14 protein-coding genes, 1 tRNA gene and 1 pseudogene are annotated in these 20,964 nt (G+C 43.2%); 12 read left to right on the forward strand and 4 right to left on the reverse strand.

Translation table 11 applies throughout. The annotated features are described in order from the left end of the window. Window positions 1-9: 9 nt before the first annotated feature. Window positions 10-225 (reverse strand): hypothetical protein, encoded by a 216-nt coding sequence (locus NXX38_RS23490; RefSeq protein WP_148364751.1) that lies wholly within the window; start codon window positions 223-225, stop codon window positions 10-12. Continuing rightward, a pseudogene (gene feoB / locus NXX38_RS23495) lies at window positions 222-2,709 on the reverse strand (ferrous iron transport protein B). Before feoB ends, NXX38_RS23490 begins: the two are co-directional and overlap by 4 nt. A 145-nt stretch (window positions 2,710-2,854) precedes the next feature. Here feoB and tilS point away from each other — a divergent pair. Continuing rightward, a complete protein-coding gene (gene tilS / locus NXX38_RS23500) occupies window positions 2,855-4,135 on the forward strand; it encodes a tRNA lysidine(34) synthetase TilS (protein WP_195649501.1) in 1,281 nt (426 codons plus the stop codon). On the opposite strand, the gene NXX38_RS23505 is transcribed toward tilS, so the two are convergent. Continuing rightward, on the reverse strand, window positions 4,120-4,956 hold the full coding sequence (locus NXX38_RS23505; protein ID WP_167511759.1) for a 4Fe-4S binding protein: 837 nt from the start codon (window positions 4,954-4,956) through the stop codon (window positions 4,120-4,122). The two genes, tilS and NXX38_RS23505, sit on opposite strands and share 16 nt — an antisense overlap. Window positions 4,957-5,192: 236 nt before the next feature. Between NXX38_RS23505 and rho the strand changes: the two genes are divergently transcribed. The 11 genes from rho (at window position 5,193) to NXX38_RS23560 (ending at window position 19,098) form a co-directional block, all read left to right on the forward strand. Further along, window positions 5,193-7,490 (forward strand): transcription termination factor Rho, encoded by a 2,298-nt coding sequence (gene rho, locus NXX38_RS23510; protein ID WP_148364748.1) that lies wholly within the window; start codon window positions 5,193-5,195, stop codon window positions 7,488-7,490. 283 nt (window positions 7,491-7,773) lie between these two features. After that, complete coding sequence (locus NXX38_RS23515) at window positions 7,774-9,240, forward strand: sulfatase (protein ID WP_258981359.1); 1,467 nt, start codon at window positions 7,774-7,776, stop codon at window positions 9,238-9,240. A gap of 90 nt (window positions 9,241-9,330) precedes the next feature. Further along, the gene (locus tag NXX38_RS23520) at window positions 9,331-11,181 is read left to right on the forward strand and encodes a HAMP domain-containing sensor histidine kinase (RefSeq protein WP_258981360.1); all 1,851 of its coding nucleotides are present in this window, start codon (window positions 9,331-9,333) and stop codon (window positions 11,179-11,181) included. Further along, entirely contained in the window at window positions 11,178-13,133 is a 1,956-nt protein-coding gene (locus NXX38_RS23525) for a HAMP domain-containing sensor histidine kinase (protein WP_217721158.1), read from the forward strand. Before NXX38_RS23520 ends, NXX38_RS23525 begins: the two co-directional genes overlap by 4 nt. 39 nt (window positions 13,134-13,172) lie before the next feature. Further along, window positions 13,173-14,495 carry an MATE family efflux transporter gene (locus tag NXX38_RS23530; protein ID WP_195649505.1) on the forward strand — a complete coding sequence of 441 codons (1,323 nt, stop codon included), beginning with the start codon at window positions 13,173-13,175 and terminating at the stop codon, window positions 14,493-14,495. Between the two features lie 104 nt (window positions 14,496-14,599). Beyond that, window positions 14,600-15,922 carry a signal recognition particle protein gene (gene ffh / locus NXX38_RS23535; protein WP_148364744.1) on the forward strand — a complete coding sequence of 441 codons (1,323 nt, stop codon included), beginning with the start codon at window positions 14,600-14,602 and terminating at the stop codon, window positions 15,920-15,922. Between the two features lie 156 nt (window positions 15,923-16,078). Beyond that, a complete protein-coding gene (gene folD / locus NXX38_RS23540; RefSeq protein ID WP_148364743.1) occupies window positions 16,079-16,960 on the forward strand; it encodes a bifunctional methylenetetrahydrofolate dehydrogenase/methenyltetrahydrofolate cyclohydrolase FolD in 882 nt (293 codons plus the stop codon). Next, window positions 16,957-18,105 (forward strand): CapA family protein, encoded by a 1,149-nt coding sequence (locus NXX38_RS23545; protein ID WP_258981363.1) that lies wholly within the window; start codon window positions 16,957-16,959, stop codon window positions 18,103-18,105. The genes folD and NXX38_RS23545 overlap by 4 nt, the downstream gene beginning before the upstream one ends. Window positions 18,106-18,170: 65 nt before the next feature. Beyond that, window positions 18,171-18,247: transfer RNA gene (locus tag NXX38_RS23550), tRNA-His, on the forward strand. A gap of 238 nt (window positions 18,248-18,485) precedes the next feature. Next, the gene (locus NXX38_RS23555) at window positions 18,486-18,719 is read left to right on the forward strand and encodes a PspC domain-containing protein (protein ID WP_234132779.1); all 234 of its coding nucleotides are present in this window, start codon (window positions 18,486-18,488) and stop codon (window positions 18,717-18,719) included. A 1-nt stretch (window position 18,720) separates the two neighbouring features. Continuing rightward, entirely contained in the window at window positions 18,721-19,098 is a 378-nt protein-coding gene (locus NXX38_RS23560; RefSeq protein ID WP_195649507.1) for a VOC family protein, read from the forward strand. Here NXX38_RS23560 and NXX38_RS23565 read toward each other — a convergent pair. Further along, window positions 19,090-20,955 (reverse strand): DNA polymerase III subunit gamma/tau, encoded by a 1,866-nt coding sequence (locus NXX38_RS23565; RefSeq protein WP_195649508.1) that lies wholly within the window; start codon window positions 20,953-20,955, stop codon window positions 19,090-19,092. The genes NXX38_RS23560 and NXX38_RS23565 overlap by 9 nt on opposite strands. Window positions 20,956-20,964 lie beyond the last annotated feature (9 nt).

Raw genomic sequence — 20,964 nt, forward strand, 5'->3', positions numbered from 1 at the left:
AACTACCAACTATCCGCAGCAATTTTTCTTTGTACTTTTTTTCTTTACATCACACTCTCCGCGTTTCTTGTCCATCATATCCTTTAGTTCACAGCCACTTACACAGCTATCGCAAGGATTCTGATTTTCTCGCGTACGACGAAAAAAAAGAAATATTCCATATATAACGCGGGCAATACAGAGTACAACCAGTACTCCGACTACCCAATCTTGCCAATTATTCATACAAACAGTCCTCCAATCTGATAAACAGCAAATGATACAAGCCAAGCCAAGCCCGTTGTGTAACAAGCAGCAAAGAGCGCCCATTTCCAACTACCCGATTCCTGTTTTATAGCCGCTATCGCCGCAATACACGGAAAGTAAATCAATACAAACAACATATAACAGAAAGCAACCAATGGAGTAATCGGAATTCGTTCTGCCAAACTTACCGAATCAGCATCCGGATCATCTGCATATAAGACACCTAATGTACTTACTACCAACTCTTTCGCTCCCACACCGGAAAGCAAGCCAATACCTAGTTTCCAATCAAATCCCAGTGGTTTTATAACCGGCTCTATGCCACGCCCCAACTGGCCGATATAAGAATTTTCCTGCTGTTCAGCAGCCGTTTCATAAGCATCATGATTCGGATAATATCCCAGGAACCAGATTATAATAGAAGCAATCATAATAATTCCTCCCATCTTTTTCAAATACTGCGCTCCCTTTTCCCATGTGTGACGGAAGATCGATTTCGCTGTCGGCATCCGGTAAGGTGGAAGCTCCATCACAAATGGAGTATCATCACCTTTCACCAAAAACTTGCTAAATAAGCGGGCCATTACCACAGCCAATACAATACCAATCACATAAATACTTAACAACACCAGACTTGCATTGTTCGGGAAGAAAGCACCCACCAACAATAAATAAATCGGCAGACGCGCACTACAAGACATCAAAGGATTCACCAACATTGTAATAAGGCGGCTCTTCCGGTTCTCAATAGTACGGGAAGCTATAATAGCAGGCACATTGCACCCAAATCCCATAATCAAAGGTATGAATGATTTTCCGTGCAATCCCATTTTATGCATGATCTTATCCATGATAAAAGCCGCACGAGCCATATAACCCGAATCTTCCATAAGAGAAATGCAGAAATACAAAATCAAGATATTCGGCAAAAAGACAATAACCGCTCCTACCCCACCAATAATTCCATCAATCAGCAAATCTTTAAATGGACCTTCTACCATATTATTGCGCAACAAGTCACCAATCTGCTCAACAACCCATTCAATCCCCATCATCGGATATTCTCCAATGACAAACGTACCTTCAAACATCAGATACATAAAAAGGAAAAAAATAGGGAAATCCCCAAACACGATGAGTTACGATCGAATCCAGCACTTTCGTTGTCTGCGCCTGCTCCAAGTGATTATCTGTGAATGTCTCTTTCAGTGCACCGCTGATAAATCCATATTTAGCATCCGTAATAGCCGATTCACAATCCTCATTCATTGTGTCCTGAACACGCTTCGACATCTTGTCACGGACATGGAATATCTCATCCGCATTTGGCAATGTGCGCACAATACGTTCAATATCAGGATCATTCTCCAACAATTTAATGGAAAGGAAACGGGTAGAATATTTATGCCGGATAAATTCGTTCTTAGACACTTCACTTTTTACAGCCTCAATCGCTTTTTCGATATCAGGTCCATGATTAATATGAATATGTCGGAAGACACGTCCCGTCTTTTTGTGTTCACGCACATAATCTTCCAAATGCTCTTCCTCATGTTTCTTGCGATCCACCAAGGAGTCATGCCATTCAGTCAAATCCTTAAGAACTTCCGGATTCATATTTCCCTGTTTGTCGAAGAAGTCTACTCCTTCATACAGATTGATAACAACATGAAACAAGGTGTCCAATCCACGATTTTTCTTACTGACAGTAGGCAACATCGGCACCCCGAACAACTTGCTCAACAGATGATAATCCAAGGTATTTCCACTGGCTTCCAACTCATCATAAATATTCAGAGCTACTACCATGCGGACATTCATATCTATCAATTGGGTAGTCAGATATAAGTTTCGCTCCAGATTGGAGGAATCGACCACATTAATAATCACGTCCGGAGTTTCATCGATAATATGACGACGGACATAGATTTCTTCCGGCGTATAAGCAGACAAAGAATAAGTTCCCGGCAAATCGACAATACGGAAATGATAGCCTTCGAAATCAAAATAACCTTCTTTGGCATCCACGGTTACACCGCTGTAGTTTCCGACATGCTCATGAGCACCGGATGCAAGATTAAACAGAGAAGTCTTGCCACTGTTCGGGTTTCCGACCAAAGCAACATTGATGGTACGGCGTTTACCTAACGCCAACCGTTTCATATCTTCTTCTTTTACTGAAAGGTCTTCAGGCAATCCTTCATGATAAACGGTCTTTTCGGCCAGCTTCTTTGCTTCCTCCTCGCTGATCACTTCGATCATTTCAGCTTCCTGACGACGAAGAGAAATTTCATAACCTAAAACTTTATATTTTATGGGATCTTTTAGCGGGGCATTCAACAGCACTTCAACCGTTTTACCTTTAATAAAGCCCATCTCCACAATACGTTTACGAAAACCACCGTGCCCCAATACCTTTACAATAACACCTTTTTCTCCTGTTTTTAATTCGGACAAACGCATAACTCTCAAAATTTTTGGCAAAGATAATTCATAACTTCGGAGCATGCAAATTATTTAGAATGTTTTTAAATAGCAGCCTTTTTCATCCTCTAAAAGATTCAGAAAAAATAAAAAAACTTATTGATAAACTCGTATCTTTGCAGGCATGATACAACAACGCGTTACAAAATATATAGAAAAGGAACATTTGTTCTCACCGGATGATAAAATCCTGATCGCATTGAGTGGTGGTGCCGACTCGGTAGCATTGCTATATATTCTGCATACAGCAGGTTATCATTGCGAAGCCGCACATTGTAATTTCCACTTGCGAGGCAAAGAGTCAGACCGGGACGAGTTATTTGTCCGCCAACTTTGCGAAAGAATGGAAATCCATTTACATACCATTGATTTCAACACGACCCAATATGCAACGGAAAAACATATTTCGATTGAAATGGCCGCACGGGAACTCCGCTACCAATGGTTCGAGAAAATTAGAAAAGAATGTCAGGCAGATGTTATCGCTGTGGCCCATCACCAAGATGATAGCATAGAAACTATACTACTTAACCTGATTCGGGGAACAGGAATTACCGGTCTGTTAGGAATCCGCCCCCGTAATGGAGCCATCGTACGCCCTCTGCTTTGCATCAACCGGGAAGAAATAATTCGTTACCTGCAAAACATCGGACAAGATTATGTGACAGACAGCACCAATCTGGAAGACGAATATACCCGTAATAAAATCCGGCTCAACCTCCTTCCCCTCATGCAGGAAATTAATCCGTCAGTCAAAAACACTCTGATAGATACGAGTAATTATCTGAATGATGTAGCCACTATATATAATAAATGTATAGAGGCGACTAAAAAGAAAATCATTACAGCAGAAGGTGTCCGAATCAGTGATTTGGTTAAGGAACCGGCACCCGAAGCTATCTTATTCGAAGTCCTGCATCCTCTAGGATTCAATTCCGCACAAATCAAAGATATCGCCCATTCGCTTCATAGCCAACCGGGCAAGCAATTCTGCAGCAAAGAATGGAGAGTGATAAAAGACAGAGAATTCTTATTAATAGAAACCATTGAATCTGAAAATGAGGTTCTTCCTCCTTTTCAAATCATCAAAGAGGAAAGAGAGTACACCCCGGATTTTCTCATTCCACGTGAAAAGGAAATAGCCTGTTTTGATGCCGACAAACTGAATGGAGAAATTCATTACCGGAAATGGCAACCGGGAGACACTTTTATCCCTTTTGGAATGAAAGGAAAGAAAAAAATAAGCGATTATCTGACCGACCGCAAATTTTCTATCAGCCAAAAAGAACGCCAATGGGTACTCTGCTGTGGAGAACACATCGCATGGCTGATAGGCGAACGAACAGACAACCGCTTTCGTATTGATGAAACGACCAAGCGCGTCGTGATCTACAAAATAGTTTGAGGCAACTTCTGTTTCTTGAAGCAATCTGACAACAAAACTGCAAAAGGGGTATCATATACCCTTGCTTTCCTAACGCAAGCTTTTACACAGGCGCAACATTTAATACATTTAGCCTCATCCGTATGTAGCTCGTCCCCTTTCGTTATAGCCCCTGCCGGACAACGGACCACACACAACCCGCAATGGGTACACAAATTCTCATCTTCCACCCAAGGAGCCCGGGGAAGCGGTGTCCCACTTTTACGTAACTTGATGACTTTCCTCAAAAAACGGAACAAAGGAAAAAATGGCTGACTCGGACGCTTGATAGCACGTACATCCACCGGATAAAGGGTATCCATGCTATCAGCTGTCTGTATTTTTTCCATGATTTTCTTCCCAAACTCCACCGCAAAGGCTAAATCCGTTTCATCAGGACGTCCCATTGCAATCGGATATTTGTCGGTACTATATGAATGTTCTCCAATAAAAGTTGCCCCGGCTATTACTTTAAATCCATGAGGAATAGCAAAAGCATCCAGTTCCATTAAAGCTTTTTCATAAGCACGATTTCCATAAACCACTACCAAAACGGTAGGAGTATCCACTCCACGGATATACTGCAAACGCTCCATTGCCAGAGGAGCGACATGTCCTCCATACACAGGCACTACAATAATAGCCAAAGAAGATGTAGGAATCACAATTTCATCTGCAATCTGCTGTGTCACATTGATAGGAAAAATATTTTTTATGCCCGCTCCGTGAACAATCGCCTCCGCAACTTGTTTAGATGTGTGTGTAGGCGAAAAATAAATTAAATGAGCTTCATTTACTGTCATACTATTTTCTTTTATGTAGCAAAGATACACTTTTACGTGGAAAAAAATGTTTGATTGTTCATGAAACCAAAAAAAATTATTATCTTTGCCCCGTTGAAACATTCTACGATTCAACATATACATCCCTAATTCAGAATAAAAAACAAAACGTATGCTCGCATATCTGTAGCCATGAGCTGTAGTAATGCTGTCCATAATTCAGCAAAAAAAGAAATATTAATAACTTACCATACTATATGTATAACATTATCCAATTAAACGACAAAAATCTGTCGGAACTTCAAGTTATTGCCAAAGAGTTAGGCATAAAAAAAGCAGACTCATACAAAAAAGAAGACCTTGTTTATAAAATACTCGATGAACAGGCCATTGTAGGAGCTACAAAAAAAGTTGCCGCAGATAAACTAAAAGAAGAACGCAAAAATGAAGAACAAAAGAAAAAGCGTTCACGGGTAGCTCCTACCAAAAAAGAAGACAAGGTGGTTTCCGCAACAAAGAGTGGAGAGGCTAACAAGACAAAAGAGCCCACTCCTGTAAAAGCGGCACCACAACCTTCCCAAAAAGAAGAGAGTACAAACAAAGAAAAAGAAACTGTTGTTGTAGAAGCTAAAGCAGAAAACACAGCTACTCCCAAGCGTAAAGTAGGCCGTCCTCGTAAGAACTCTGACGCAGAAGAGAAAAAAGAAGTAGAAAATGCAAAACCGGCAGCACCCAAAGTAGTGGAGTCTAAGCCTGTTGTTGCAGAGAAAGCTACTGGTACTGAGGAAAAAACGGCTCCGGTACAACAGCAAACAGCCGAGAAGAAAGCAAAAAACAAACCTGCATCAGAAGCGAATAAGCCTGTTGCAGAAACAAATAAACCGGCTGCAGAACCTAACAATCCTGTTGTAGAGAAAAAGGTTATAGATAAACCACAAAAGAAAGCTGCCCCCGTTATCGACGAGGAAAGTAATATCCTGTCCAACGTTGACGACGATGATTTTATTCCAATCGAAGATCTGCCTTCTGAAAAAATAGAGCTTCCTACCGAACTATTCGGAAAATTCGAAGCTACCAAAACAGAATCAGCACAGACAGCACCGGAACAATCATCTCATCCTCAACAGCAACAACAATCTCAACAGCAGCAATCCCAGCAGCAACGTCCGCGTATTGTTCGCCCACGCGACAATAACAACGGCAATAATAATGCTACTAACAATGGCAATAACGCCAATAATAATAGCAATAATAATTTCCAGCGTAACAACAATAACCAGAATCAGGCTCAGATTCCAAATCAAAATCAGAACCAAAACCAACAACGCTTACCGATGCCACGTGCCGCTCAGCAGAACAATGCGGGTGAAAATCTTCCGGTACAACAACAGCAGCAGGAACGCAAGGTTATTGAACGCGAAAAGCCTTATGAATTCGATGATATTCTCAACGGAGTAGGCGTTCTGGAAATTATGCAGGATGGATACGGATTCCTCCGTTCTTCCGACTATAACTACCTTTCTTCTCCGGACGATATTTATGTATCACAGTCTCAAATCAAACTATTTGGTCTGAAAACCGGCGATGTAGTAGAAGGAGTTATCCGTCCACCCAAAGAAGGAGAAAAATATTTCCCATTGGTAAAGGTTTCGAAAATCAACGGACGTGACGCAGCTTTCGTTCGCGACCGTGTTCCTTTCGAACATCTGACACCTCTCTTTCCGGATGAAAAGTTCAAACTTTGCAAAGGCGGTTATTCAGACTCTATGTCTGCCCGTGTTGTCGATCTTTTCGCTCCTATCGGTAAAGGTCAGCGTGCATTGATCGTTGCCCAGCCAAAGACAGGTAAGACCATCTTAATGAAAGATATAGCTAATGCTATCGCAGCCAACCACCCGGAAGTTTACATGATTATGTTGCTGATTGACGAACGCCCGGAAGAAGTAACTGACATGGCTCGCAGTGTTAATGCAGAAGTAATCGCTTCTACTTTTGACGAACCGGCAGAACGTCACGTAAAAATTGCAGGTATCGTATTGGAAAAGGCAAAACGTCTGGTAGAATGCGGTCACGACGTAGTTATCTTCCTTGATTCTATCACTCGTCTGGCTCGTGCATACAATACAGTATCTCCTGCATCCGGAAAAGTTCTTTCTGGTGGTGTGGATGCAAATGCACTTCATAAACCAAAACGCTTCTTCGGTGCTGCCCGTAATATTGAAAACGGCGGTTCACTGACCATTATTGCTACCGCACTGATCGATACCGGTTCTAAAATGGACGAAGTTATCTTCGAAGAATTTAAGGGTACAGGTAACATGGAGTTGCAGCTCGACCGCAACCTGTCCAACAAACGTATCTTCCCGGCAGTCAACATTACCGCATCCAGCACTCGTCGCGACGACCTGTTGCTTGATAAAACAACCCTTGACCGCATGTGGATATTACGCAAATATCTTGCCGACATGAATCCGATCGAAGCAATGGACTTCGTTAAAGACCGTCTGGAAAAAACCAGAGACAACGACGAATTCCTGATGAGTATGAACAGCTAATCAACAGCAAACTTATAAATGAACGGTGAACAAACTGCGCCATAACAAGTGCAGTTTATTCACCGTTTTCTTTTTCAGTAACCCGTTTTATGACTCATCACCTGCCGTTTATCACTTATCATTCAACTCCCATCACCGATAGTTCCCCCTAACGGCCAGCCAACCTTTCATTTTTGTACAAAATACTTTCATTTGCGTCCAAAACCACTACCTCACCCTTTTTTACGTTTCCTTTTTTCCTATTTTTGCTTCCAAATCAAATATTACTTAATTCTAACCAGTAATGAAAACTATTTATCCATTCATGGGATTAGCCCTGTGCAGCGTGACAGCACAGGCTCAAGAAAAGCCCAATTTCCTGATTATTCAGTGCGACCATCTTACACAACGTGTTGTGGGAGCTTACGGACAAACACAAGGCTGTACCCTCCCTATTGATGAAGTCGCTTCACGAGGAGTTATCTTCTCCAATGCTTATGTAGGTTGCCCTCTCAGCCAACCCTCACGTGCTGCTTTATGGAGTGGCATGATGCCTCATCAAACCAATGTACGCTCCAACTCCAGCGAACCTATCAACTCACGTATTCCCGAAAACATACCGACATTAGGAAGCCTTTTCTCTGAAAACGGTTATGAAGCCGTACACTTCGGAAAAACACACGACATGGGTTCACTTAGAGGATTCAAGCATAAAGAACCGGTAGCCAAGCCATTCACCGATCCGGAATTCCCGGTTAATAACGACAGTTTCCTGGACGTAGGAACATGTGAAGACGCTGTTGCTTATCTAAGTAATCCGCCGGAAGAACCATTCATCTGTATTGCCGATTTTCAGAACCCTCACAATATCTGCGGATTTGTAGGAGCAAACGAAGGAATACATACCGACCGCGCCATCAGTGGAACCCTTCCGGAGCTACCGGCCAATTTCGATGTAGAAGACTGGAGCAATATCCCTAAACCAGTGCAATACATCTGCTGCAGCCATCGCCGCATGACCCAGGCCGCTCATTGGAATGAAGAGAATTACCGTCATTACATTGCCGCTTTCCAACACTATACCAAGATGGTTTCCAAGCAAGTAGACAGCGTATTGAAAGCCCTCTACTCCACTCCTGCCGGAAAAAACACAATCGTTATTATCATGGCTGACCATGGTGATGGAATGGCTTCACACCGCATGGTGACCAAGCACATCAGTTTCTATGATGAAATGACCAACGTACCGTTTATCTTTGCAGGTCCTGGCATCAAACAACAGAAAAAGCCCGTAGACCAAGTATTGACACAGCCTACGTTAGATCTTCTGCCTACCCTTTGTGATTTGGCAGGAATTCCCGTTCCGGCCGAAAAACCGGGAATCAGCCTTGCACCTATATTAAAAGGGGAGAAACAGAAAAAAACTCACCCTTATGTAGTTTCCGAATGGCATAGCGAATATGAATATGTCGTTACTCCCGGACGTATGGTACGCGGAACGAGATACAAGTACACTCACTATCTGGAAGGTAACGGAGAAGAGCTATATGATATGAAAAAGGATCCGGGAGAACGCAAGAATCTCGCCAAAGACCCTAAATACAGTAAGGTTCTCGCCGAACACCGTGCCATGCTTGATGATTACATCGCCCGCACCAAAGATGATTACCGGAGTTTGAAAGTAGATGCCGATCCACGATGCAGAAACCATACTCCCGGCTACCCCAACCACGAGGGCCCTGGGGCACGAGAGATACTCAAAAGAAAATAAATTATAAAAAAGAGTGAAGATTTCTTTGTAATCTTCACTCTTTTTAGTTCTTTTGCAGATAAACTTACAAGCAAGCAATTCTTATATCAAGTGAAAAAATACAGACGTCATATAATTGCAATAGTCGTAACCGTATTAATATCGGTCACCTTATATGCAGCACGTACAAATTCAGATCGTCTTTCTTTATTACAACCTTTACTTGAATATAATCATCCATTCAGTCCGGACATCCCTATCGACAGCATCATTGCCTGGGAAAAACTTTTAGAACCGGAATTACAAAAGAAACAACAATATCCACTCCTATTTCAAATAAATTTGCTGACCGTTCAGGCCTTGATAGCAGAAGGCAACATCAGTCTTGCCATCAATCAGGCCAACCAGATGTACCAGAAAGCCAAAGAAATGGATTATCCTCTGGGGACAGCACTCGCATTACACGCCATTGGAAATACTTATTTAAGTTCATCAACGCCACAAGCCGCCATCGAATCATACAGAGAAGCATTAGAAGTGATCCGGAAAATCCCTCATGCCAGCCAATATGTCAAAACAATTCTGCCCCAACTCATTCTGACCAAACTCAAATATCATCAAATGACAGATATAGAAGACAATATCCGGGAACTCGAATCTGTTACTGACAAAGGCGGGAATCCACAAGACGACTTTCATCTAGTTTACTGTCAGGCATTCTACCGTATTCAGACACACCATCTTCCCGAAGCATTAAACCACATACAGCAAGCCAAGCAAATCAGTCAGCAGCATCTGTACCCATATTTTCATTTAATGATTAAATACTTGTACTCTTGCTACTACACTGAATCTAAAGAGTACATTCAGGCATTAACCACACTTGATGAATTACTTTCGCATACGAAAACTACCAACTCATACACATCCTTACAAGTACAAAAGGATCGTGCCCACATACTTGCCCTGATGGGACAAGGCAAGGAAGCATGTGAAGCCTATGAAATATTCAATACGAACAAAGACTCTTTGGACGCAATGAATTATATTCGCCAAATCAACGAATTACACACCCTCTACCAAATAGACAAAAACGAACTGGACAACTTAAACAGACAGAAGACAATCCTTTTCTGGAGTTGGTTTACCATCCTATTCATTGTCATACTGATTGTATTTTTCATCCTTTTGGTCAAACGAGGGAATAAAAAACTGCGCCAATCACAACAGGAACTGGAAAAAGCGAAAAAGCAAGAAGAAAATTCCATCCGGGCAAAGAGCCTTTTCCTTTCCAACATGAGCCATGAAATTCGGACACCACTCAATGCGTTGTCCGGCTTCTCCTCTATCCTGACGGAAGAATCCATCGACAACGAGACCCGGAAACAGTGTAGCGATATTATTCAGCAAAATTCAGAACTGTTACTCAAGCTGATTAACGACGTAATCGACTTGTCCAGTCTCGAAGTGGGCAAGATGAAATTCAAATATGAGCGGTGTGATGCAGTAGCAATATGCAGAAATGTTATCGACATGGTTGAGAAAATAAAACAAACAAATGCAAACGTCCGTTTTTCAACCTCTCTCCATTCATTAGAACTGACGACAGACAATGCAAGGTTGCAACAATTATTAATCAACCTTCTCATCAACGCAACCAAATTTACTCCGCAAGGCTCCATCACCATGGAATTGGAAAAACAGACAGAAGATATAGCACTGTTTTCTGTGACCGACACCGGTTGCGGTATCTCTCCGGAGAATCAGAATAAAATATTCAACCGTTTTGAGAAACTAAATGAAAATGCTCAAGGCACAGGACTCGGCTTGTCTATCTGCCAACTCATTATCGAGCAGCTGGGCGGCAAAATATGGATTGACTCCAATTATAAGGAAGGAGCCCGTTTCCTGTTCACACACCCTATTTACCATGAGCAACCAGGAAAGGAGGAAGCAGAATGAAACAAGTCCTGCTCCTGTTCCTTCTATTATGCTGCGCCTTCACCGGAAAAGCCAGTACCGAGATTGTTTTGGAATCAGATAGCCTGATAAAGGTGTTGCAAACGTTACCATACGATACGACACGGCTGAATGTTCTTAATAAAATCATCAGAATAGAACAAAACAACCAGCAATGTATCCAATATTCAGATGTATTAATGAAAGAAGCATTGCAACTGAGAAACGACAGATACGCCGGTCTGGCCGCTTACTACCATATCTTATACTATTACAATCGTAATAATCAAGACAGTGTAGCGAAATGGCTCACCATAATGGAGCCTCATGCCCGGAAATCAGATTTATGGAATTACTTCTTTGATGCCAAACGTTTCCAGATAGACCTGTACACATTCAACGAACAATATGAACTTGCTATCAACGAATCTCAAAAGATGCAACAGCAAGCCTCCCAAAGGAATAGTAACCGGGGGAGTATAGCCGCCTATCAATGCCTGAGCAATGCATATATCGGCAGTCAGCGCTGGGATAAAGGAATAGAAGCACTGGAGACTGCCTACCAGCTACTCACCCCGACAGAAAATCCGGTGGTCCGTATCTCGGTATTATCACAGTTAGTATCCGTTGTCAAAGAAAAGAAGGATAATAAAAAACTACTCAAATATCTGCAGGAACTGGAAAACACCCTTCATAACCATATCAGTGCGAACCCATCTTTAAAAACGGGGTTTGCCGATGTATATCTGTTCAATGAACTGTTCTACAGCTATTATTACCTGAATACCCATCAGCCGCAACAAGCTTATGAACATCTTGTAAAATCTAAAGAATATCTGGATGAGAATACTTATTTCATGTATAAAGTACTCTATTTCGACACATTTGCCAAATATCACCAAGCAATTAGAGACTACCAACAGGCATCGGATTATATCGACACGACACTGACGATGTTGAAGAAAGACTTCACAAGCGACTATGCCGAACAGCTACTCGAAAAGGCCAGAATATGGAAACAGGCAGGGCAAAGCGAAAAAGCCATCCCTCTGTATGAGGAGGCACTCGCCATCAAAGACTCGACAGCCACTGTACTCTCAAACAATCAGATGGCACAGATACAGAGCAAATACAATATCGAAAAAACAGAACTGGATCAAAAAAGGGAAAACAACCGGCTCCAGCTCACCTATCTGATCTTTATATTTGTTATCCTGCTTCTGCTTTTTATCTTTATGGCGCGACTCTTTATGGTACGGAAAGCACTCAAATACGCAGAAAACGAAATCCGGAAAACAACAGAAAACGTGCGGAAAACCAATGAAATAAAAAATCGCTTCCTGTCCAACATGAGCTATAACATCCGTACCCCGCTCAACAATGTAGTCGGTTTCTCACAACTCATAGCCAGTGAACCCAACATAGACAAGGAAATAAGGCAAGAATACTCAAACATCATCCACAAAAGTTCGGAGAAGTTAATGAGACTTGTCAATGACGTTCTCGACTTATCCCGTTTGGAAGCCCAAATGATGAAGTTCCAGTTGCAAGACTATGATGCCACTACCCTATGTAAGGAAGCATGTTGCATGGCGCAGATGCAAAACGAGAAAACAGGTATCCAGATTGAGTTTTCCAGTGAAACAGACGCTCAAATCCATACCGATATAACACGACTGACGCAGGCCTTGCTTAGCGCACTGGTATACCCGCAAGAACACAGACAAGCACGAATCATCCGATTCACATTAAACCGGGATGAAGATATGCTCCGTTTCCGGATCACTAATTCACCTTTGGCAGACCATGCATTCGTATCACAGGAAACCATCATCCGGCATGATATAAACCTGTTATTGCTAAAACATTTCGGAGGAAACTATCTCGTCAACGATAAAACTCCCGAAGGTCCGGAAATTGTTTTCATCTACCCCATCGTTTCCGAATCGAAATAAAGCACTATCTTTGCAAAGTGTAAACTTAAACACTTAATTATGTACACCAACAAACAGATTTGGAGTGTCAGTTATCCGATACTACTAAGCTTGCTGGCACAAAATGTCATCAATGTCACCGACACAGCATTCCTCGGACACGTGAGTGAGGTAGCCCTTGGAGCATCGGCTATGGGCGGGTTATTCTATATATGCGTATTCACCATCGCATTCGGATTCAGTACCGGTTCGCAGATAGTCATAGCACGACGCAACGGTGAAGGACGCTATTCGGATGTCGGTCCCGTCATGATTCAAGGAGTCATGTTCCTGTTCGTGATGGCACTGCTGCTATTCGGATTCACCAAAGCATTCGGCGGAAACATCATGCGTTTGCTGGTTTCTTCAGAATCCATCTACGAGGGAACGATGGAGTTTCTGGACTGGCGTATTTACGGATTCTTTTTCTCGTTCATCAATGTCATGTTCCGGGCATTGTATATCGGCATTACACGCACTAAAGTACTAACGATCAATGCCATCGTCATGGCATTAACCAATGTAGTACTGGACTACGCATTAATTTTCGGAAAGTTCGGTTTGCCGGAAATGGGTATCAAGGGAGCGGCTATCGCCTCCGTACTGGCAGAAGCTTCCTCCATTCTCTTTTTCGTCATTTACACATACCTCACCGTCGATTTGAAGAAATATGGTCTGAACCGTCTGCGTACATTCGACCCGGCATTGCTGATGCGGATACTTAGTATCTCCTGTTTCACTATGCTGCAATATTTCCTGTCAATGGCTACCTGGTTCGTATTCTTCGTAGCCGTAGAACGGTTGGGACAACGGGAACTGGCGATTGCCAATATCGTCCGGAGTATCTACGTCGTACTGCTGATTCCGGTCAATGCATTGGCTACTACCACCAACAGTCTTGTCAGCAACGCCATCGGTGCGGGAGGTATCCAGCACGTGATGCCGCTCATCAATAAAATTGCCCGGTTCTCCTTTTTCATCATGCTGGGATTAGTAGCAGTATCAGCATTATTTCCAGAGTTCCTGCTCTCCATCTACACAAGTGAAGCGGCACTCATTACGGAATCCGTGCCCTCAGTATACGTTATTTGTTGCGCCATGCTTATCGCATCTGTAGCCAACGTGGTGTTCAACGGCATCTCCGGAACAGGAAATACACAAGCAGCCCTGTTGCTCGAAACAATTACAATCATCATCTACGGGTCCTACATAGTTTTCATCGGAATGTGGCTGAAAGCACCGATTGAAATCTGCTTTACAATTGAGATTGTGTATTATAGCTTACTGTTGATCACAAGTTATATTTATCTCAAAAAAGCAAAATGGCAAAATAAAAAGATATAAATACAAGAGATTTTTGTACATTTGCAAGCTCAAATAAAGAGTAGACGGAAAAGTCTCTCTTTTGCCCAAGTAAATTGTAATTAGTAATTCGTAATTAAATAACTATGTTCGATAATTTAAGTGAAAGACTAGAACGGTCATTCAAGATTCTGAAAGGTGAAGGCAAAATCACCGAAATCAACGTGGCGGAGACACTGAAAGACGTACGTAAAGCACTTCTCGACGCCGACGTAAACTACAAGGTTGCAAAGAATTTCACGGATACAGTGAAAGAAAAAGCGCTTGGCCAGAACGTTCTTACGGCTGTGAAGCCAAGCCAGTTGATGGTGAAGATCGTGCATGATGAACTTACACAGTTGATGGGTGGAGAGACAGCCGAGATCAATATCGACGCCCGTCCGGCAGTTATCCTGATGTCAGGTTTGCAGGGTTCGGGTAAGACCACTTTCTCCGGTAAACTGGCACGGATGCTGAAAACCAAGAAGAACCGTAAGCCATTATTGGTCGCTTGTGACGTTTACCGTCCGGCAGCTATCGAACAGTTGCGTGTATTGGCAGAACAGATTGAAGTACCGATGTACTGTGAACTGGACAGCAAGGATCCGGTAGAAATCGCACAACACGCCATTCAGGAAGCCAAAGCCAAAGGATACGATCTCGTTATCGTCGATACAGCCGGACGTCTGGCAGTAGACGAGCAAATGATGAACGAGATCGCCGCTATCAAAAAAGCAATCAACCCGGACGAAATTCTGTTCGTGGTAGACTCCATGACCGGTCAGGACGCTGTAAACACTGCTAAAGAATTCAACGAACGTCTGGACTTTAACGGTGTGGTACTGACCAAACTCGATGGTGATACCCGCGGTGGTGCGGCTCTTTCTATCCGTTCGGTAGTGAACAAACCGATTAAATTCGTAGGTACAGGTGAAAAACTGGAAGCAATCGACCAGTTCCACCCTGCCCGTATGGCCGACCGTATTCTCGGTATGGGTGACATCGTTTCATTGGTAGAACGTGCTCAGGAACAATACGATGAAGAAGAAGCCAAACGCTTACAGAAGAAAATTGCCAAAAACCAATTCGACTTCAACGACTTCCTTAGCCAGATTGCACAAATCAAAAAAATGGGTAATCTGAAAGACCTAGCTTCCATGATTCCGGGAGTAGGAAAAGCAATCAAAGACATTGATATTGATGACAATGCTTTCAAGAGCATCGAAGCCATTATTTATTCCATGACTCCGGCAGAACGTTCCAATCCGGAAATACTGAACGGTTCACGCCGTACGCGTATCGCCAAAGGTAGCGGAACGACTATCCAGGAAGTAAACCGCCTGCTGAAACAGTTCGACCAGACACGCAAAATGATGAAAATGGTGACTAGCAGCAAAATGGGTAAGATGATGCCTAAGATGAAAAAGTAATCATTCAATAGATCCAAATCTAATGATAAGTAAGAAGAGGGAGTTTCGGCTCCCTCTTTTTTTATACCACTCATCTCTTGACAAAAATTCCAATCCCTTTGGAGAGTTCAGTTATTTATTTTACTTTTGTCCATCACCAATAAATACTCTGAAAATATGACTCTGATAGACGGAAAAGCAATTTCCGAACAAGTAAAACAAGAGATTGCAGCCGAAGTAGCCGAAATGGTGGCTCATGGCGAAAAACGCCCGCACCTGGCCGCTATTCTTGTAGGACACGATGGTGGTAGCGAGACTTATGTAGCTGCCAAAGTAAAAGCCTGTGAAGTATGTGGATTCAAGTCTTCCCTCATCCGTTATGAAAGTGACGTGACCGAAGAAGAACTGCTTGCCAAAGTACGTGAACTGAACGAAGACAACGACGTGGACGGCTTTATCGTACAACTTCCCCTACCCAAACATATCTCCGAACAGAAAGTAATCGAAACAATTGATTACCGTAAAGACGTAGACGGTTTCCACCCGATCAACGTAGGCCGTATGTCCATCGGACTTCCATGTTACGTATCTGCTACTCCCAACGGCATCCTCGAATTGTTGAAACGTTATAACATAGAAACTTCCGGAAAAAAATGCGTCGTACTCGGACGCAGCAATATTGTCGGCAAACCGATGGCTGCCCTGATGATGCAGAAAGCCTATCCGGGCGATGCCACAGTAACCGTATGCCACAGCCGTAGCAAAGACCTGGTAAAAGAATGTCAGGAAGCTGATATTATTATCGCTGCTTTGGGACAACCGAACTTTGTAAAAGCCGAAATGGTGAAAGAAGGCGCGGTAGTTATTGACGTAGGTACTACCCGTGTGCCGGATGCAACCAAGAAATCCGGCTTTAAACTGACAGGTGACGTAAAGTTTGACGAAGTTGCACCGAAATGCTCATTCATCACTCCCGTACCGGGTGGTGTCGGACCAATGACGATTGTATCGTTAATGAAAAATACACTCTTAGCTGGTAAGAAAGCTATTTATCAATGAGACATACCCTGTTTCTGATGATTTTGCTTCTCTCTTTGTCCTGCACCTCCCGGTCGCAGGCAAAGAGAGATTCTATCATTGACACCCTATCGGACGGACTTTCCGACAGCATCTTCCCCACCGACACCCTACGCCTCCTTTTTGTAGGTGACCTCATGCAACATCAGGGACAAATCAACGCTGCACGAACATCGACCGGTTATGATTACTCCACATGCTTTGCGTATGTCAAAGAAGAGATAAAGAAAGCCGACCTCTCTATCGCCAACCTGGAAGTGACATTAGGAGGCAAACCTTACAAAGGTTATCCTGCTTTCAGCGCGCCGGACGAATTTCTGACCGCAATTCACGATGCAGGTTTCAATGTTTTAGTGACTGCCAACAACCACAGTCTCGATCGTGGTAAATCCGGACTGGAGAGAACCATTCAATTAATAGACTCTTTAAAGGTTCCACACGCAGGCACGTATATCAACGCTGATGAACGCGAAAAGAAATATCCTCTTTTATTAGAAAAGAACGGATTCCGCATCGCTCTGCTCAACTACACGTATGGAACAAACGGCATCCCCGTTACCTCTCCTAATATCGTGAACTATATCGATACAGCCATCATCGCCAAAGATATTGAAGAGAGTAAAGCAATGAAGCCGGATGCCATCATAGCTTGTATGCATTGGGGAATCGAATACCAGTCACTCCCGGACAAAGAGCAAAAATTCCTCGCCAATTGGCTGATTGAAAAAGGAGTAAACCATATCATCGGCTCCCATCCTCACGTAGTTCAACCCATCGAAGTTCGTACAGACAGCCTGACGAATGCCAAACATCTCATAGCCTATTCGCTGGGAAATTATATTTCCAATATGTCCGCCCGCCGCACTGACGGAGGACTGATGGTAAGAATGGAATTAGTAAAAGACAGCACTGTCCGCCTCAATAATTGTGATTATAGTTTGGTATGGACAGCCCGTCCCATTCAATCAGGGAAAAAAAATCATCAATTGCTCCCAGTCAATTTGCCGATTGATTCAATTCCTTTACAAGCACGTAACTCTCTGAAAATCTTTGTAAATGATGCGCGAACCCTTTTCAGCAAGCACAATCGGGGAATAAAAGAATATACTTTTTTCGAAAAAAAATAGCAGAATCTTTTGGAGATTAGAAGATAATATCTATCTTTGCACCGCGTTAGAGAAACGCAGACATGGTGGATGTAGTTCAGTTGGTTAGAGCGTCAGATTGTGGTTCTGAATGTCGCCGGTTCGAGTCCGGTCTTCCACCCCAACAAAAACCCTTGTAAGTCAATCGCTTATGAGGGTTTTCTGCTTTCAGGAAATAGGCATCTTAGAGAGTAAATCATGCTAAATCCTACCTAATATTCCTTATTGTTGGTCTATTGTTGACCCCCAATTAAGTAAGTTAAAATGCTAACAAATAATACATAAATCTTTCCGTTTAACCCATAAACCAAATATATTCTCTATATTTGTGTAGCATTTGCACTAAAAGAACATAGTATATCATGGAAAATGAAAAGAAATTAACCCGCTCTTCCAATCGAATGATTGCAGGTGTATGTGCCGGAATAGCTGAATATTTCGGATGGGATGCTACTTTATTGAGAATAGTATATATATTGGCTACATTCTTCACCGCTTTCGCCGGAGTGATTATATATATTATCCTGTGGATTGTCATGCCGGGAAGAAAACCTTCAGACAGATATGAAGACCGCATGAATCAACGCCTACATTGATATGAAAATCAAGAATATCGATCATATCGTCATACCGGTGTCCGATATAGATAAAAGCCTACATTTCTACACAGAAGTCCTGGGAATGGAAGCCGATACAAGCAACCAACGCTTTGCCGTCAAGTTCGGTAATCAGAAAATCAATCTTCACGTAGGAGAAGCACAGTTCCTTCCTGCCGCCAAGCATCCTGCTTTCGGAAGTGCGGACATCTGTTTACTGACAGAAGGAAACATAGAGGAAATAAAGGCCGAAGTAGAATCCAAAGGAATAGAAATAGAAGTAGGTATAGTCCAGCGTCAAGGTGCTCAGGATGCCATCCGGAGTATTTATTTCAGAGATCCGGATGGTAATCTGATAGAAGTAAGTACATTAATATAATTCCAGCCCGAACTCATCTTTCAGTTGCATCAATGCCTGATTCTTTTGAGCCATCATCTGGAATTTCTCGACACGTCCCACAGGACGCACTGTTTCTGTTGCCTCACTTACCCGCACTGTCATCATCACTTTACTGTTCTTCAGTCTGCCGCGAAGATAATCCTGCAATTCGGGAATCAAAGCTGTAAAATCCTTTGCAGCAAACTCATTATCAACCACCACTTCAAAAGTCGTTGAGTTGTTAAGCAACGCCGGACGGAGCATTTGCATACGTTTTGCGAGAGCATCCTGTTCTTTCGGCAACTGGCCGGCATACTCCTGCCAATAATAATTCAAATCCCGGTCATTGAACATAAAATCCTCTTCCGGTTGTTGCACCTTAGGAACATAAGTTGTAGTCGCATTCTGCGATACTTGGTCACGCTGCGGATTCTTGATAGATACCCCCAAGCTGGACATCTTCATCACGGGAATTTTCCGTTCTTCCTTGGCAGTCTGAGCAACTCCCGCTCCTTGCGACGGAGCAGACGAAGCCGCCCTAGGAGAAGCCGGTGCTCCCTGTTGCACAGCCGCAGAAGCCTGCGGATACTGGGCAGTAGTGCCATTAGCAGCCTGTGTTGTAACTGAAGACGGAGACGAATGAACTGGAGCCTGCTGAACCTGAGTGGCAGAAGCTACCTGCGGCTGCTGTGCTGCGGCAGGCTGAGTGAATACGGGTTTTATGGTCTTCTTAGGGCCACGCCCACCACTCACGTCATCCCCCTCGGTGGTAAGCTGTGCAACCTGTATCAAGGTCAGTTCTACCAGCAAACGCTTATTTTTGCTGATGCGGTAATTCAAATCGCACTCATTACACAGCTTCATAGCCCGGTACAAAAAAGGTAGCGGACATTTCTGCGCCTGTTCCTGATAGCGTTGGCGTATGCTCGCTCCCACTTCCAGCAAAGGCAATGTCACCGGGTCTTTCCCGACCAACAGGTCACGGAAATGAGACGATAATCCGGTAATAAAGTGACTTCCGTCAAAACCTTTATTCAATATATCATTGAAAAGCAACAATGCGTCACTCACCTTGTTTTCGAGGAAGCAATCCGTCAGACGGAAATAATATTCATAATCAAGTACATTCAGATTATCAATCACACTCTTATAGGTGATATTTCCTCCGGTGAAACTAACCACCTGGTCGAAGATAGACAAAGCATCACGCATACCACCGTCCGCCTTCATGGCTATCACATTCAGCGCTTCCGGCTCTGCCGTGATTCCTTCTTTCGAAGCAACGTACGACAGATGGCTCACCGTATCTTCCACACTTATCCGGTTAAAGTCATAAATCTGACAACGGGAAAGAATAGTAGGAAGAATCTTATGCTTCTCCGTCGTAGCCAGAATAAAGATTGCATGGCGGGGAGGCTCTTCCAGCGTTTTCAGGAACGCATTGAAAGCAGATGCCGAGAGCATATGCACCTCGTCGATGATATATACCTTATACTTACCAATCTGTGGCGGGATGCGTACTTGCTCCACCAATTGGCGAATGTCATCCACCGAGTTATTGGAAGCAGCATCGAGTTCGTGAATATTATATGACCGCTGTTCGTTGAAAGCTACACATGACTCACACTGATTGCAAGCCTCTCCGTCAGCGGTGGGCGTCATACAATTAATGGTTTTGGCAAAGATACGCGCGCAAGTCGTCTTTCCTACCCCGCGCGGTCCGCAAAACAAATAAGCATGAGCCAGTTTTTGGGTAGCAATTGCATTTTTCAGCGTAGTAGTCAACGCCCGCTGTCCCACCACCGATTCGAACGTGGACGGACGGTATTTACGGGCTGAAACGATATAGTTTTCCATATCCGGGAT

The sequence above is a fragment of the Bacteroides sp. BFG-637 genome, from assembly GCF_024793605.1.
Classification (GTDB): Bacteria; Bacteroidota; Bacteroidia; order Bacteroidales; family Bacteroidaceae; genus Bacteroides; species Bacteroides vicugnae.